Source organism: Leclercia sp. (assembly GCF_036780805.1).
Taxonomy (GTDB): Bacteria; Pseudomonadota; Gammaproteobacteria; order Enterobacterales; family Enterobacteriaceae; genus Enterobacter.
Genome location: NZ_DAIQCE010000001.1, coordinates 53324 through 68707, shown reverse-complemented (window position 1 = coordinate 68707; position 15384 = coordinate 53324). Strand labels below are relative to the sequence as shown.

General features: G+C 59.4%; 14 protein-coding genes. 3 read left to right on the top strand and 11 right to left on the bottom strand.

Features of this window, described 5'->3' with window-relative positions; genetic code table 11:
* Nucleotides 1-38 precede the first annotated feature (38 nt).
* Nucleotides 39-1043: a flagella biosynthesis regulator Flk gene (gene flk, locus V7Q49_RS00265; protein WP_333848747.1), complete on the top strand. Its 1005-nt coding sequence runs from the start codon at nt 39-41 to the stop codon at nt 1041-1043.
* Between the two features lie 57 nt (nt 1044-1100).
* On the opposite strand, the gene V7Q49_RS00260 is transcribed toward flk, so the two are convergent.
* The gene (locus V7Q49_RS00260; RefSeq protein WP_333848746.1) at nt 1101-2279 is read right to left on the bottom strand and encodes an MFS transporter; all 1179 of its coding nucleotides are present in this window, start codon (nt 2277-2279) and stop codon (nt 1101-1103) included.
* Nucleotides 2280-2346: 67 nt separating this feature from the next.
* Entirely contained in the window at nt 2347-3564 is a 1218-nt protein-coding gene (gene fabB, locus V7Q49_RS00255) for a beta-ketoacyl-ACP synthase I (RefSeq protein ID WP_333848745.1), read from the bottom strand.
* A 158-nt stretch (nt 3565-3722) separates the two neighbouring features.
* Here fabB and mnmC point away from each other — a divergent pair, with 158 nt between their 5' ends.
* The gene (mnmC, locus tag V7Q49_RS00250) at nt 3723-5726 is read left to right on the top strand and encodes a bifunctional tRNA (5-methylaminomethyl-2-thiouridine)(34)-methyltransferase MnmD/FAD-dependent 5-carboxymethylaminomethyl-2-thiouridine(34) oxidoreductase MnmC (RefSeq protein WP_333848744.1); all 2004 of its coding nucleotides are present in this window, start codon (nt 3723-3725) and stop codon (nt 5724-5726) included.
* Between the two features lie 97 nt (nt 5727-5823).
* On the opposite strand, the gene V7Q49_RS00245 is transcribed toward mnmC, so the two are convergent.
* The 6 genes from V7Q49_RS00245 to prmB form a co-directional block, all read right to left on the bottom strand.
* Entirely contained in the window at nt 5824-6105 is a 282-nt protein-coding gene (locus V7Q49_RS00245; protein WP_333848743.1) for a YfcL family protein, read from the bottom strand.
* 13 nt (nt 6106-6118) lie between these two features.
* A complete protein-coding gene (locus tag V7Q49_RS00240; protein WP_333848742.1) occupies nt 6119-6664 on the bottom strand; it encodes an elongation factor P hydroxylase in 546 nt (181 codons plus the stop codon).
* Entirely contained in the window at nt 6664-7473 is an 810-nt protein-coding gene (locus tag V7Q49_RS00235) for a sulfite exporter TauE/SafE family protein (protein ID WP_333848741.1), read from the bottom strand. The genes V7Q49_RS00240 and V7Q49_RS00235 overlap by 1 nt, the downstream gene beginning before the upstream one ends.
* Nucleotides 7473-8294, bottom strand: coding sequence for a penicillin-insensitive murein endopeptidase (gene mepA, locus V7Q49_RS00230; RefSeq protein WP_333848740.1), 822 nt, complete (start codon nt 8292-8294; stop codon nt 7473-7475). The genes V7Q49_RS00235 and mepA overlap by 1 nt, the downstream gene beginning before the upstream one ends.
* 2 nt (nt 8295-8296) lie before the next feature.
* Nucleotides 8297-9382 carry a chorismate synthase gene (gene aroC, locus V7Q49_RS00225; protein WP_261644453.1) on the bottom strand — a complete coding sequence of 362 codons (1086 nt, stop codon included), beginning with the start codon at nt 9380-9382 and terminating at the stop codon, nt 8297-8299.
* A gap of 76 nt (nt 9383-9458) precedes the next feature.
* Nucleotides 9459-10391 (bottom strand): 50S ribosomal protein L3 N(5)-glutamine methyltransferase, encoded by a 933-nt coding sequence (gene prmB / locus V7Q49_RS00220; protein WP_333848739.1) that lies wholly within the window; start codon nt 10389-10391, stop codon nt 9459-9461.
* A gap of 157 nt (nt 10392-10548) precedes the next feature.
* On the opposite strand from prmB, the gene smrB reads away from it, so the two are divergent.
* Nucleotides 10549-11100, top strand: coding sequence for an endonuclease SmrB (smrB, locus tag V7Q49_RS00215; protein ID WP_333848738.1), 552 nt, complete (start codon nt 10549-10551; stop codon nt 11098-11100).
* Between the two features lie 45 nt (nt 11101-11145).
* Here the strand turns inward: smrB and sixA are convergent, their stop codons facing one another.
* From sixA to fadI, 3 genes are all read right to left on the bottom strand, one after another.
* Nucleotides 11146-11631 (bottom strand): phosphohistidine phosphatase SixA, encoded by a 486-nt coding sequence (gene sixA, locus V7Q49_RS00210; protein ID WP_142486586.1) that lies wholly within the window; start codon nt 11629-11631, stop codon nt 11146-11148.
* A 210-nt stretch (nt 11632-11841) separates the two neighbouring features.
* Entirely contained in the window at nt 11842-13989 is a 2148-nt protein-coding gene (fadJ, locus tag V7Q49_RS00205; RefSeq protein ID WP_333848737.1) for a fatty acid oxidation complex subunit alpha FadJ, read from the bottom strand.
* Complete coding sequence (gene fadI, locus V7Q49_RS00200) at nt 13989-15299, bottom strand: acetyl-CoA C-acyltransferase FadI (RefSeq protein ID WP_333848736.1); 1311 nt, start codon at nt 15297-15299, stop codon at nt 13989-13991. Before fadI ends, fadJ begins: the two co-directional genes overlap by 1 nt.
* Nucleotides 15300-15384: the final 85 nt, after the last annotated feature.

Genomic DNA, 15384 nt, shown 5'->3' with positions numbered 1-15384 from the left:
GGTTTACGCTGAGTAACGACTTTAAGGATTTTTTGACGATGCAGCCCATTTCAGGTACGCCGCCGCAACCTCCGGGTGACGGCCCGCGTCCGTCTCACGTCGCAGGCGAACAGCCCCTCTCCACACAGCAGCGCACCGTACTGGAGCGCCTGATTACCCGGCTGATTGCCCTGACGTCGCAGCAAAGTGCGGAAGTGTGGGCCGGGGTCAAACACGATCTGGGCCTGAAGAGTGATGCGCCTATGCTGTCGCGCCACTTCCCTGCGGCAGAGCAAAACCTGAACCAGCGCATGAGCACCGCGCAGCAAAACCACACCACCCGACAGATGGTCTCGCAACTGACGGAGCTGTTAAGCCAGGGGAATAACCGCCAGGCGGCCAGCGATTTTATTCGCCAGCAGTACGGCCAGACGGCGCTCAATCAGCTGACGCCCGAGCAGCTTAAAACGGTGCTGACGCTGCTGCAAAATAACCAGCTCACCATTCCGCAGCCGCAGCAGCGCCCGGCTACCGAACGCCCGCTGCTGCCTGCCGAGCACAATACGCTCAAGCAGATGGTCACCAAGCTGGCCGCCGCCACCGGCGAACCGACCAAACTGATCTGGCAGTCGATGCTGGAGCTGTCGGGGGTAAAGGCGGGAGAGTTGATTCCGGCCAGACAGTTTACCCATCTTGCCACCTGGCTGCAGGCGCGCCAGACCCTGAGTACCCAGAGTGCGCCAACGCTGCATAGCTTACAGGCGGCGCTGAAACAGCCGCTGGAGCATCAGGAGTGGAACAATATTCAGGACTATGCCCGTCAGAACTGGCAGGCGACGCCGCAGACGGTGCTCACCACCGCCCAGGTTCAGGATCTGCTTAACGAAATCTTCACCCGCCGCACCGAGCGTGAAGCTGGCGTGACGGAAGTACGCAATATCCAGCCGATCTACAGCCCGCTGTTTGCCCCGGTGGTGGAAACCTTCCGAACGCTCTCTGCCCGTCCGGGACTGATGCTGATTGCGTTAATCATTGCGCTGGCGCTTTTCTGGCTGGTCGTCTAAAACCGCCGGGTGGCGGTTTTTATAGGCCCGGTAAGCGTAGCGCCACCGGGCAAAAAGCTAAGCCCTGCGAAACGCCACCAGCGTCACCACAATCCCCACCACCGCAGAAACCGCACCCGCCAGGAAGACCGACGGATAGCCATACGAGGTGGCTAACAGCCCTGCCAGCGGCGCGGTAACCCCGTAGGAGATATCCTGAAACGCGGCATAACCGCCGAGCGCCGTGCCGCGTACCTGTGGGGCAACGCGTTTAACCACTTCGACACCGAGTGCCGGGAAGATCAGCGAACAGCCACAGCCGGTCAGGGCAGCACCCAGCAGTGCGACCGCCGCGGTTGGTGCCTGCCAGAGCAGCACAAGGCCAATGGTTTCAATCACCAGCGACGCCACCGCCACCTTCACGCCGCCATAACGATCCGGCATCCAGCCGAACAGCACCCGCATCAGGACAAACGCGCCGCCAAAGGCGGTAAGCGTAAAACCGGCCATCGCCCAGCCGCGGCTCATAAAGTACAGCGAGACGAAGGTCCCGATCACCGCAAAGCCTACCCCCTGCAGGGCAAGGCCCAGACCCGGCTGCCAGATCTGTCCCACCACGCTCCACAGGGAGGGACGTTCGCCTTTATGGGCCGGCACTTTACGCACCGTGCCGTTAAACGCCCATGCCAGCAGCGGCAGCGCCATGGTGGTGGCAGCCAGGGCCGCGAAGCCAAACTGACTGTTAATTAGCAGACCCAGCGGTGCGCCCGCGGCCAACGCGCCATAGATGGCCATCCCGTTCCACGACATCACCTTGCCGGAACGGGCGGGCCCGACCAGCCCCATCCCCCAGGTCAGGGTGCCGGTCAGCAGCTGGCTTTCACCAAAACCGAGAATTAAGCGCCCCACTACCAGCAGCGCGAATTTATACGCCGCGTCCACCGGCAGCAGCGCGGCCAGTAGCCATGCGCCGCCGGCCAGACCACAGGCGAACATGCCCTGCAGCGCCGAGCGTTTTGCACCCTTTTGATCCGCCAGCCGTCCGGCGTAGCCGCGGGTTAATACCGTGGCTAAAAACTGAATCCCCACGGCGATGCCGACCATGGTATTGCCATAGCCCAGCTCCTGATGAACAAACAGCGGGATCACCGGCAATGGCAGGCCAACGGTCATATAGGTCAGGAATACCGCAAAGGCGATACGGAACAACGAGACGTTTCCGGAGGAGGCGTTTTTATCTGAAGTAACGGCCGTCATGCATAACTCCATGTTCAGGCATAAAAAAAGGGAGCCAGAGGCTCCCTTCTACTATACCTTCAAACGCTTATGCTTTCAGCTTACGCATCACCAGCGTGGCGTTGGTGCCGCCGAAACCGAAGCTGTTGGACATCACGGTGTTCAGCTCACGCTCGGTTGGTGCGGTCACGATGTTCAGGCCAGCAGCCTGCTCGTCCAGCTGTTCCACGTTGATGCTTGGGGCGATGAAGCCGTTTTCCAGCATCAGCAGGGAGTAGATGGCTTCCTGCACGCCAGCCGCACCCAGAGAGTGACCGGTCATGGCTTTGGTCGCGGAGATCGCCGGGCTGTTGTCGCCAAACACTTCGCGGATTGCACCCAGCTCTTTCACGTCGCCTACCGGAGTAGACGTACCGTGGGAGTTCAGGTAGTCGATTGGGGTATCAACGCCGTGCATCGCCATCTTCATGCAGCGTACTGCGCCTTCACCGGATGGAGCGACCATGTCTGCGCCATCGGAGGTTGCGCCGTAGCCAACGATCTCAGCATAGATGTGCGCGCCACGGGCCAGAGCGTGTTCCAGCTCTTCAACCACCACCATACCGCCGCCGCCTGCGATAACGAAGCCGTCACGGCTTGCATCATACGTACGGGAGGCTTTTTCTGGCGTTTCGTTGTATTTGGTGGACAGTGCGCCCATCGCGTCGAACTCACAGGCCATTTCCCAGCCCAGCTCTTCGCCGCCGCCAGCAAACACGATGTCCTGTTTGCCCAGCTGGATCTGCTCTACCGCGTTACCGATACAGTGAGCGGAAGTCGCACAGGCGGAGCTGATGGAGTAGTTTACGCCGTGAATTTTGAATGGGGTAGCGAGGCACGCGGATACCGCGGAGCCCATCGCTTTGGTCACCACGTATGGACCGACCGCTTTAAGGCCGCGCGGGCTACGCATGGCGTCAGCGCCGAAGACCTGTGCTTTAGACGAGCCGCCGGAGCCTGCAATCAGACCTACGCGTGGATTGTTCTGGTAAACCTCTTCGCTCAGGCCAGCATCAGCAATCGCTTCCTGCATGGAGAGGTAGGCGTAGATAGAGGCATCGTTCATGAAACGGACCACTTTGCGATCGATCATGCCCGTGGTGTCCAGTTTGACATTACCCCAGACGTGGCTGCGCATACCGGAATCTTTAAACTCTTCAGAGAAGGTGATCCCGGAGCGTCCTTCACGCAGAGATGCCAGGACTTCCTGCTGGTTATTACCGATGCTGGAAACGATGCCCAAGCCAGTAATCACTGCACGTTTCATTCAATACCTCTGTAAGTCGCACTATTTTAAGTTTCGAGTCGCACAATAGCGTACACTTGTACGCCGAACAAGTCCGATCAGCCAATTTCTGCGGAAATTTGCACCAACAGACGCACATCGTTAAGATCGCGGCACAGCCTGTCAGACGAGTAACTTACGTGAAACAAAACGCCATACAACCTGCCAACCTCGAATTCAACGCTGAGGGTACACCTGTTTCCCGAGATTTTGATGATGTCTACTTCTCTAATGATAACGGACTGGAAGAGACACGCTATGTTTTCCTCGACGGAAACCAGCTGAACGCACGTTTTCCGGCGCATCCCCGCGATGTGTTCGTGGTGGCAGAGAGCGGTTTTGGCACCGGATTGAATTTTCTGACCCTCTGGCAGGCGTTCGATCGCTTCCGTGCAGCCCACCCTGAGGCTACGCTGCAAAGGTTACATTTCATCAGTTTTGAGAAATTCCCGCTGGCCGCCGGCGACCTGCGTCTGGCGCATCAGCACTGGCCGGAATTAGCGCCCTGGGCAGAACAGCTCCAGGCCCAGTGGCCATTGCCCATCGCGGGCTGCCATCGTCTGCTGCTGGACGGCGGGCGCGTCACCCTCGATATCTGGCTGGGTGATATCAACGAACTGACTGACAGGCTGGATGATTCTCTCAACCAGCAGGTTGACGCCTGGTTCCTCGACGGCTTTGCTCCGTCCAAAAACCCGGATATGTGGAGCCCGCAGCTGTTTGCCGCGATGGCCCGCCTTGCGCGGCCCGGGGCGACGCTTGCCACCTTCACCTGCGCCGGATTTGTGCGTCGCGGCCTGCAGGAAGCGGGCTTCACCATGAAAAAAACCAAAGGCTTTGGCCGCAAGCGCGAAATGCTGGTCGGGGTGATGGAGCAGGATCGCCCCTCCCCTGCCCGCACCCCGTGGTTTGCCCGCACCGCCAGCGACGGGCGAGAAACCGCCGTGGTGGGCGGCGGGATTGCCAGCGCCCTGCTGTCCCTGGCGCTCGTGCGCCGTGGCTGGCAGGTTACGCTTTACTGCGCCGACGACGCCCCGGCGGCGGGTGCCTCCGGCAATCGTCAGGGGGCGCTCTATCCCCTGCTGAGCGCGCACGATGCGGCGCTCAGCCAGTTTTTCCCAACGGCCTTTACCTTCGCCCGTCGTCTGTACGATACGCTGCCCGTCACCTTTGATCATGACTGGTGCGGCGTCACCCAGCTTGGCTGGGATGAGAAGAGCCAGCAGAAAATTAACCTGATGCTCGCCCTGGGCCTGCCTGAGCAGATCGCGGTTGCGGTCAATGCCCAACAGGTGGAAGAGCGTATCGGGGTGCCGACCGGTTGCGGCGGGATCCAGTATCCGCTCGGCGGCTGGCTCTGCCCGGCCCAGCTTACCGCGGCGGTGATTGCCCTGGCGCAAACCCTCGGCCTGCAGGTGCACTACGGTCGTAAGGTGACGTCGCTGGAGCAGACCGACGCGCGCTGGACGCTGCGCTTTGCCGGAGGCGAGGATGCGCAGCACGGCAGCGTGGTGCTGGCGAACGGGCATGGTATTAATCAGTTCAGCCAGACCGCCCCACTGCCGGTCTATCCGGTGGGCGGTCAGGTGAGCCACATCCCGGCGGCCCCGCAGCTGAGTCAGCTGCGTCAGGTGCTGTGCTACGACGGGTATCTGACGCCGCAAAACCCGACCAATGGCCACCACTGTATTGGGGCAAGCTATCACCGCGGGCAGACCGAGCCGCAGTACAGCGAGGAGGATCAGCAGAATAACCGCCAGCGGTTGCTCGACTGTTTACCCGAGGCGGCTTGGGCGCGTGAGGTTGACGTTAGCGCCGGAGAGGCGCGCAACGGCATTCGCTGCGCCACCCGGGATCATCTCCCGATGACCGGGGCGGTGCCGGACTATGAGGCCACCCTGGCGGCGTATCAGGATTTAGCCGCCCATAAAGACCAGGCGGTCACTGCACCGGAATTCCGCAACCTGTTTATGCTGGGCGGGCTAGGTTCACGCGGGCTCTGTACGGCACCGCTGACGGCGGAAGTGCTCGCCGCGCAGATGAGCCACGAGCCGATCCCGCTGGATGCGCATACGCTGGCAGCGCTGAATCCGAACCGGTTATGGGTGAGGAAGTTGTTGAAAGGGAAAATGGTAAAACCGTAGGCCCGGTAAGCGTAGCGCCACCGGGCGTCTGGCAGAGGAGCCGTTTTCGCGCCGGGCGGCGCATTCGCTTGCCCGGCCTACCTGTCCTGGCGCTAGCTTACGACGTCAGGCTGGCTTTCTGAAACAAGGTTTCCCACATCCCCAGCACCAGCGACTGGTCGCGCGGAGAGAGTTCACCCGCCAGAATGGCTTTTTCCAGGCCGCGGGACACTTCCGCGTGCACCGCCTGTGGTGAATGGTCGTCCCCGGCTTCCAGCTCGGCAACGGCCAGCGTCAGGTGTCCACGCAGATAACCGCTGGCGAACAACTCATCGTCACTGGCGTGCTCTACCATGTCATCAATTAACGCCAGAATGCGTGATTCAAACTCTGCGATCATCTTCTTTCCTCTATTAAAGATCTTCCGGCCACGGGAAGCATTCCGCCGTGATCTCCGGCGTGTGGTAATAATTCTGTAAAGCCTTGATCAAGCGCGCCGGACGTTCCGGGATGCCCTTCTCAAGATACTCCATCACCTGCGCGTGAACGCGGCGCTGGAAGACAATACGATCTGGCTCGAAGTCGCCTTCGAGGTTGTCACAGCTGACGTTGAACGGGAATCCTGCCGCCACGCAGAACAGCCACTCCAGCGCCTGGGGTTTCACTTCCACATCTTCAAACTGCCCCTGGGTGGCAGCGTCACGCCCGTCCGGGCAGTACCAGTAGCCAAAGTCCACCTGCTCACGACGCGCCTTTCCGGCAATACACCAGTGCGATATTTCATGCAAACCGCTGGCATAAAAGCCGTGTGCGAAGACGATCCGGTTATACGGAAGCTCAGCATCTGCAGGAAGATAGATCGGTTCGTCGTCGCCTTTAATCAGACGGGTATTAAAATCATCAGCAAAACAGCTATCGAAAATCGCGATCAGCTGTTCATATTTATGCGTACTGTTCATTAGTTCATCCCCAACCAGTGGAGGATCTCCTGTCCGTGGCTGTCATAAAGAAGTTTGGCACTCATGACGGCCGAGACAATGACAATCATCGGACGAATAAGCTGCTGCCCTTTGCTTAATACCAGGCGCGATCCTATCCGTGCACCCAGAAACTGCCCGGCCATCATCACAAAGCCGGTCGCCCAGATCACCTTTCCGCCGATGATAAACAGCAGCAGGCCGCCCAGGTTAGAGGTGGCATTCAGCACCTTGGCGTGGGCGGTGGATTTGGCGAGGTTGAACCCGGCCAGAGTGACAAAGGCCAGGGCGTAAAACGACCCGGCGCCGGGGCCGAAAAAGCCGTCATAGAAGCCGACGCAGCCGCCAGCGATCAGGGCAAACGGCAGACCGTGCAGGCGGCGCTGACGATCCTCTTCCCCGAGCTTCGGCATCAGCAAAAAGTAGAGGCCAATGCAGATGACGAGGATCGGCAAAATCTGGCGCAGCACGTCGGACTGCACGTGCTGAACCAGCAGCGCGCCGGAAGTTGACCCGATAAAGGTCATCAGAATATTGAGCTTCTGATCGGCCAGGCTTACCACCTTGCGGCGGATAAAATAGATCGATGCGGATAACGACCCACCGCAGGCCTGCAGCTTGTTGGTCGCCAGCGCCTGGGCCGGACTCATCCCCGCCGCCAACAGCGCCGGAACGGTCAACAATCCACCGCCGCCGGCCAGGGCATCAATAAATCCAGCCAGCATGGCGATAAAAAACAGTACCGCCAGCAGCAGCGGTGACACCATAAACAACTCAGTAAATTGGTCCATCACAGGGCATGTTCATCCAGTAGCGCCTGGCAGGAAGGCGGCAACGGAGGCGGTGTCTTCTTCTCAGGCTTGGGTCCAGGTTTCGCTGGCTCAAACCAGCTTTGTAATTCCGCGCCGCAGCCATCGCCTGGCGGCGGTAACGGTTGATCTTCACACTCGAGGCTGTTCGCCGGGCAGCGCAGGCGCACGTGCATATGCGCACGGTGCTGGAACCATGGCCGCACTTTACGCAGCCAGTCGCGGTCGGTGCCGGCATCCTGGCAAAGCTGCTGTTTGATGGCCGGGTTGACGAAGATGCGCGTCACGTCGTTATCTTCCGCCGCCAGCTTGATCATGCTGGAGACCTCCTGCGACCAGAGCGACGGCACCACACGCTTGCCATCGCTGGCGACCAGATCGAGCGCCTGCGGCTTCAGCAGTTGGGAGGATGACCAGCGCGTTTTCGGCAGCTGGAGGAAGATATCGACATCCAGCCCGGTCTGATGGCTCGCGTGGCCGCCGTTAAAGCGTCCGCCTGCGGGCATCCCCATATCGCCAATCAGCATCGTGCCCAGCCCCAGATTATGCACCTGATTGCCCAGCCGCTGAATAAACAGCACCAGATCCGGGTGGCCAAAGTAGCGGCGTTGATCGGTGCGCATCACCTGGTAGGTGGTGGACTGCTGCGGTAGCGGCTCAGCGCCGACGATGCAGCCGTTGGAAAATGCGCCAATCGACTGTGCGCTGCCCGCGACCGGGTGGGTAATTTTCTGCCACGGCGTTGCCGCCAGCGAGGCCCCGCTGGCAAGCAGGGCCAGCAGAGCAATTGCGGTTTTTTTCATGGTTACCAGCGTGGAAGTGGGGTCGTCACATCCGCATTCTGCGCGCGCTGGCGCAGGAAGTGATCCATCAGCACGATCGCCAGCATCGCTTCTGCGATCGGCACCGCGCGGATCCCGACGCACGGATCGTGACGCCCTTTGGTGATCATCTCGACTTCTTCGCCCGCGCGGTTCAGGGTGCGCCCCGGTACGGTGATGCTGGAGGTCGGTTTCAGCGCAATATGGGTGACAATCTGCTGCCCGCTGCTGATCCCGCCGAGCACGCCGCCCGCGTGGTTGCTCTGGAAGCCCTCTTTCGTAATTTCATCGCGATTCTGGCTGCCGCGCAGGGCCACAACGTCAAAACCGTCGCCAATCTCCACCCCTTTCACCGCGTTAATGCTCATCATCGCATGGGCGATGTCGGCATCGAGGCGGTCAAAGACTGGCTCACCCCAGCCCGGCGGGACACCGTCAGCCACGACCGTGACTTTGGCACCGATGGAGTCGCCCTCTTTCTTCAGGCCGCGCATCAGTTCGTCCAGCGCCTCCAGCTTTGAGGCATCCGCGCAGAAGAACGGGTTCTGTTCGACCTGATCCCAATCTTCGATCGCCAGCGGAATATCGCCCATCTGAGTCAGACAGCCGCGAATGACAATGCCGAATTTTTGCGCCAGGTATTTTTTAGCGATAGCGCCTGCGGCCACGCGCATGGCGGTTTCACGGGCGGAGGAGCGTCCGCCGCCGCGATAGTCGCGAAAACCGTATTTTTGCTCGTAGGTGTAGTCGGCGTGACCCGGACGGAACACGTCCTTGATGGCACCGTAGTCCTGCGAACGCTGATCGGTATTCTCAATCAGCAGGCCAATGCTGGTGCCGGTGGTGCGTCCTTCAAAGACGCCTGACAGGATTTTGACCTGATCCGGCTCCCGGCGCTGGGTGGTATAACGCGATGTCCCAGGGCGGCGGCGATCGAGATCGTGTTGTAAATCGGCTTCAGTCAGTTCGATGCCTGGCGGTACGCCATCAACGATGCAACCCAGCGCCAGACCATGCGACTCACCAAAGGTGGTCACGCGGAATAATTGTCCAATACTGTTTCCTGCCATCACGGCTCCGTTTTCGTTGTTCTGTGTTTGAGCTTTCGGTGTTTGCGCAATGTGAAACGGGCCGAAGCCCGTTGGATTAATCTTTGTAGATGCTGAAGTGTTCGCGCGCGGCGAGAAGCTGCGCTTTGGTCAGCATGAAGACGCCGTCGCCACCGTTGTCGAACTCGAGCCAGGTGAACGGCACATCCGGGTATTGCTCCATCAGATGTACCATGCTGTTACCCACTTCACAAATCAGAATGCCGTCATCGGTCAGATAATCCGGGGCGCAGGCCAGGATGCGACGGGTCAGCTTCAGACCGTCGGAGCCGGAGGCCAGACCCAGCTCAGGTTCGTGGCGATATTCGTTTGGCAGGTCGGACATATCTTCTGCGTCAACGTATGGCGGGTTGGTGACGATCAGGTCGTACTGCACTTTTGGCAGGTCGCGGAACAGATCGGAACGGATTGGCGTCACGTGATGGATCAGGCCGTGCTCTTCAATATTGTGTTCCGCTACCGCCAGCGCGTCGCCCGAGATGTCCACCGCGTCCACTTCCGCATCCGGGAAGGCGTAGGCGCAGGCAATGGCGATGCAGCCGCTGCCGGTACACATATCCAGAATGTGCTCCGGCTGATGGTCAATCAGGCCGGCGAAATGGTTGTTGATCAGTTCACCAATCGGCGAGCGCGGCACCAGCACGCGTTCATCGACAAAGAATTCATGGCCGCAGAACCAGGCTTTATTGGTGAGGTAGGCCACCGGAATACGTTCGTTAACGCGGCGGATCACGCGCTCAACGATGCGGTGTTTCTCGCTGGAGGTCAGGCGCGCAGAGCGCATATCTTCCGGAATATCCAGCGGCAGATAGAGGGACGGCAGGACCAGCTGCACCGCCTCGTCCCACGGGTTATCGGTACCGTGACCGTACCAGATATTGGCCGCGCTGAAACGGCTGACCGCCCAACGCAACATGTCCTGAATGGTTTGCAGCTCATTCACCGCTTCATCGACAAAAATTTTATCCACTATGTTCTCCAGGGCATGCTCGCTAAATTTTCGGCGGCTAGTGTGCCACGAAGACGGCGATAAATCAGCACTGTCGCTAACAGCTTGCGGGTAAAAAATGCGTTTTGCCGTGCGGCGAGTCAGGTACACTGTCGGAAATAAGAGATGAGACGGACCCATGAAAAAGAAAACATCGCTGAGCGAGGAGGATCAAACGCTGTTTCGTCAGCTGATGACCGGCACGCGTAAAATCAAGCAGGACACCATCGTCCACCCTCCGTTACGCAAAAAAGTGAGTGAAGTTCCGGTAAAACGGCTGATCCAGGAGCAGGCCGACGCCAGCCACTATTTTTCCGATGAGTTTCAGCCGTTGCTGAATACCGAGGGCGCGGTAAAGTATGTGCGATCGGACGTCAGCCATTTCGAACTGAAAAAATTACGTCGTGGGGATTATTCGCCGGAGCTGTTTCTCGATCTGCACGGATTAACCCAGATGGAGGCCAAACAGGAGCTGGGCGCACTGATTGCAGCTTGCCGCCGGGAACATGTCTTTTGTGCCTGCGTAATGCACGGCCACGGCAAGCATATCCTCAAGCAGCAAACCCCGTTGTGGCTTGCCCAGCATCCGCACGTGATGGCTTTTCATCAGGCACCCAAAGAGTACGGCGGTGATGCCGCCTTGCTGGTGCTGATTGAAGTAGAAGAGTGGCAACCGCCTGAGCTGCCCTGACAGGCAGGCGGGTGGCTGAGGCTACCCGCCTGGATGTGGTTTACGTCAGATCGCTTTCGCCATCTTCAGATTGCAGGGGCTCATCTGCCAGTTGAACACGCCGACACCTTTTTCATCGAGGGTGACGTTGGCAATGGCGGAGGTACTGAACATCGGCGGCGTTTCACCCGGGCAGAGTTCAGACACCAGGTAGCCGACTAACGGCAGATGGGAAATCACCAGCGCAGAGGCAACGCCTTCATTGCATAGCACCTGAAGATAACCACTGACCAGACCCACATCGCCACAAGGGGTAAGCTCGGGCAGAACATCGACGCCGGCAGGCAGGTTCATACACTCCCCTACCACCTCCAGTGTCTGTTCAGCACGCAGGAACGGGCTGACGAGGACACGTTCGATATCCACTTTTTGCCCTTTCAGCCAGGTTGCCATTTGACGGGACTCGTCACAGCCGCAAGGCGTCAGAGGACGAACAGAGTCACTGGCAGCATCGAGTGCCGCGTCACCGTGACGCATGATAAAAACTTGCATATTGCACCGCTTTTGTTGACCAGGATCACCGGCGTTAACACCCCGCCTGAACACATCACGAGGTAGAAAACCCGATGGCCGGGCATTGTGCCTGATCCATCCGTTGAATGAAACGCTGTTTTTTACCTCAACGGCGTAAGTATAGTCAATGTCAGTTTATAAATTAGACAGGACCAGACCCTTCAACGGCGGATTTACTCTTATTTGACCTTAATTTACCGGGTCAGTTTCCTTTGCTGGCCAAAATCGCAGCCCCTGATCCGCCATTTGCAACAATGTGTCACACGGTGTAAACCGCGGCCCATATTGCACAGCCAGTCGTTGTAAAATCGCAACAACTTCACCCGCGCCTATGCTATCCATATAGCGGAACGGGCCACCCAGGAAAGGTGGAAAACCAATGCCAAACACCGCGCCAATATCGCCGTCGCGCGCGTTTCGAATCACTTGCTCGCCAAAGCAGCGCGCCGCCTCGTTAAGCATCATCATGACGCAGCGTTCTGCGCACTGTGTCGCAGAGAGTTTGCCCTCGCCGGTAGGCTTAAAAAGCCCATAAATTGCCGGGTCTACCTGCTTCTTGCTTTTACGCCCTTTTGGATCGTAAAGATAGAAACCGCGGCCATTTTTTCTGCCTTTGCGATCGTCATTCAAGATTGCAGAAACAATGTTTGCAGGGGCGCTAAATCGTTCCCCGTAAGCACTTTCCAGCACAGGTATAATTTTAGTGCCGGTATCGATTCCCACCTCATCCAAAAGTTGGATTGGGCCGACCGGGAATCCAAACTTCACCAGCGCATTATCAATGTGATCCACCTTCTCCCCTTCGGTCAGCAGGCGCATGGCTTCATTGATATAAGGTGCCAGGATGCGGTTGACGTAGAATCCGGCTTTGTCGGCCACCACCACCGGCGTTTTGCCCTGCATTTTTGCCAGTTTTACAATGGTGGCGACGGTCTGCGGGCTGGTACTGGCGTGAGGGATCACCTCTACCAGCGGCATTTTTTCGACCGGACTAAAGAAATGCAGCCCGATCACCTGTTCAGGACGCGCGGCCTGCGCCGCAATATCGCCAATCGGCAATGATGAGGTGTTGGAGGCAAAGATGGTGTGCGGCGCGCAGTGCGCTTCGACCTCGGCCACCATCTGCTGTTTTAGCGCCAGATCCTCAAATACCGCTTCAATCACCACATCGCGATGGCGGAAGCCGCTGTAATCCGTGGTCCCGGAGATCAGCGCCAGTTCGCGATCGCGCTCGCTGGCTTTTATATGGCGGCGCTTGACCTTCTTATCAAGCAGCTGCCAGCTGTACTGCAGAGCGTGGTTGATCCCTTTCGGAGTGATGTCTTTGATCCGTACAGGTAATTTGCCCTTGCTGGCGCTCACGAAGGCGATACCGCCTCCCATCAGCCCGCCACCCAGCACGCCGATGGCGTCGAGCGGCGCAGGCTCGGCCTCGCTGCCGGGATCTTTTTTGACCTCGGTGCTGGCAAAAAAGAGGCTGCGCAGCGCCTGGGACTGCGGGGTCATCGCCAGCTCGCCAAAGGCTTTGGCTTCTGCGGCATAGCCGCTGCTGCTGCCCTGAGCCAGCCCGGTATGGATAACCTCAAGAATGCGTTTTGCCGCCGGGTAATTGCCCTGGGTTTTTTGTTCGGTTTTGTTCGCCACCATTTTGAACAGCAGCGCCCGCCCCAGCGGACCTGCCAGCACGCGCTCGCGCACCGGCAATTGACGACCGGCCGGTTTGTCTTTTAGCGCCAGCGCCACTGCGGCCTCCAGCAGGATGGCCTGCGGGACCACCTCGTCCACCAGACCGACCTTCAGGGCCTGGCGTGGACGCAGCTGTTTGCCGGTGAGGATCATCTCCAGCGCCGTGCTAACGCCCACCAGCCGCGGCAGACGCTGGGTGCCACCCGAGCCGGGCAGCAAGCCGAGCTGCACTTCCGGCAGGCCCAGCACCGTTTTGCTGTCGTCGGTACAAATTCGCCCATGACAGGCCAGCGCCAGCTCCAGGCCGCCGCCGAGACAGGCGCCGTGGATCGCCGCAATCACCGGGATCGGCAGGGCGTGAATTTCGGCCATGATCTGCTGCCCTTGCCGGGCCAGCGCTTCCGCTTCCTGGGCGCTGTTGGCGCGGGCAATCATGTTGATATCGGCCCCGGCAATAAAGTTGTCCGGCTTGGCCGAGATAAACACCAGCCCGCGCAGGGCTTTGTTTTCGCGCACCTGCTTCAGGATCGCGCGGACCTGACCGCCAAACTCGGCTTTCAGGGTATTCATCTTTTCGTCAGGCGCATCGATGGTCACCACCGCCACGCTGTCCGGTCGCACACTGAGGGTAAACGCCGTTGTCATCTCCATTATTCTGCCTCCAGAACCATTGCGGCACCCAGGCCACCCGCCGCGCAGGCGGTGACCAGGCCAAATCCGCCGCCGCGACGGCGCAACTCATGCAGCGTCTGGGTGATCATCCTCGCCCCGGTCGCCGCAAAGGGGTGACCGTAGGCAATGGAGCCCCCCAGCACGTTAAATTTACTTTCATCCACCTCGCCCGTGGCGTGGGCGCGGCCTAACACATCGCGGGCAAAACGATCGCTTGCCAGCAGCTGCAGGTTGGCCAGGGTCTGGGCGGCAAAGGCTTCATGCATGTCGATCAGCGTCAGATCGTTCATCGTCAGCCCGGCACGCTCCAGCGCCAGCGGCGTGGACCAGGCCGGCCCCAGCAGCATGTCCTGCCAGACATCAATAGCGGTAAAGGCATAGCTGCGCAGATAGCCGAGCGGAATCAGACCCAGCTCTCTGGCACGGGATTCGGTCATCAGGATCACCGCCGCCGCGCCATCTGTTAACGGCGTGCTGTTGGCAGCCGTTACGGTGCCGTGCTTACGGTCGAATGCCGGACGCAGTTTCGCGTAATCCGCCAGCGTCGAGGTGCCGCGGATATTGTTGTCTTCGCTTAGCGGCTCGCGGTACGGCGGGGTGTAGGCGGTCATTACCTCTTGCGCCAGCTTGCCCTCGGCCCAGGCCTGAGCGGCGCGCTGATGCGAGCGGTGCGCGAGCGCATCCTGCTGTTCGCGGGTGATGCCGTAGGTCTTCGCCATCTGTTCGGCGGTATCGCCCATCCGCAGGCCGGTGGAATATTCTGCGACCGCAGGCGGGACGGGAAGGAGATCGCGCAAACGCAGGCGTGAGAAGAGCGCCAGGCGCTGTCCGGTGGTGCGGGCTTTGTTAACGTCCACCAGCACGCGGGCGAGCTTTTTGCTGACGCCGATCGGCAGGACAGACGAGGAGTCGGCCCCCCCGGCGATCCCGGCGCGAATGGTGCCCGCGATTAGGCTTTCCGCAACGTTGGCCACCGCCTGAAAGCTGGTGGCGCAGGCGCGGCTGACGCTGTAGGCGTCGGTGTGGACGTTCATGCCAGTGCCCAGCACGATTTCACGGGCGATATTGGGCGCTTCAGGCATTTGCACCACCTGGCCGAAGACCAGCTGTTCAATCACCTCAGGAGGTATTTCGCTGCGAGCCAGCAACTCCCCCACCACCATTTTTCCCAGATCGACTGCAGGTATGCCATGAAAAGCCGTCGCCTGACGGGCAAATGGCGTACGTAATCCACTGACAATGGCAATGCGATCACCCTGACGGGTGATTAGCGGTAATGCCTGACTCATAACGCTCCCCTGTGAATAACAAATACGCAAAGTGGTCTGACCTGATAACAGTCTTAACCAAATTTTTACATTAGCCAATCGGGGA

Coding starts and splice junctions, on each gene's coding strand:
- flk (WP_333848747.1), top strand. CDS start 39: ATGCAGCCCATTTCAGGTACGCCGCCGCAACCTCCGGGTGACGGCCCG.
- V7Q49_RS00260 (WP_333848746.1), bottom strand. CDS start 2,279: ATGACGGCCGTTACTTCAGATAAAAACGCCTCCTCCGGAAACGTCTCG.
- fabB (WP_333848745.1), bottom strand. CDS start 3,564: ATGAAACGTGCAGTGATTACTGGCTTGGGCATCGTTTCCAGCATCGGT.
- V7Q49_RS00245 (WP_333848743.1), bottom strand. CDS start 6,105: ATGATCGCAGAGTTTGAATCACGCATTCTGGCGTTAATTGATGACATG.
- V7Q49_RS00240 (WP_333848742.1), bottom strand. CDS start 6,664: ATGAACAGTACGCATAAATATGAACAGCTGATCGCGATTTTCGATAGC.
- V7Q49_RS00235 (WP_333848741.1), bottom strand. CDS start 7,473: ATGGACCAATTTACTGAGTTGTTTATGGTGTCACCGCTGCTGCTGGCG.
- mepA (WP_333848740.1), bottom strand. CDS start 8,294: ATGAAAAAAACCGCAATTGCTCTGCTGGCCCTGCTTGCCAGCGGGGCC.
- aroC (WP_261644453.1), bottom strand. CDS start 9,382: ATGGCAGGAAACAGTATTGGACAATTATTCCGCGTGACCACCTTTGGT.
- smrB (WP_333848738.1), top strand. CDS start 10,549: ATGAAAAAGAAAACATCGCTGAGCGAGGAGGATCAAACGCTGTTTCGT.
- sixA (WP_142486586.1), bottom strand. CDS start 11,631: ATGCAAGTTTTTATCATGCGTCACGGTGACGCGGCACTCGATGCTGCC.
- fadJ (WP_333848737.1), bottom strand. CDS start 13,989: ATGGAGATGACAACGGCGTTTACCCTCAGTGTGCGACCGGACAGCGTG.
- fadI (WP_333848736.1), bottom strand. CDS start 15,299: ATGAGTCAGGCATTACCGCTAATCACCCGTCAGGGTGATCGCATTGCC.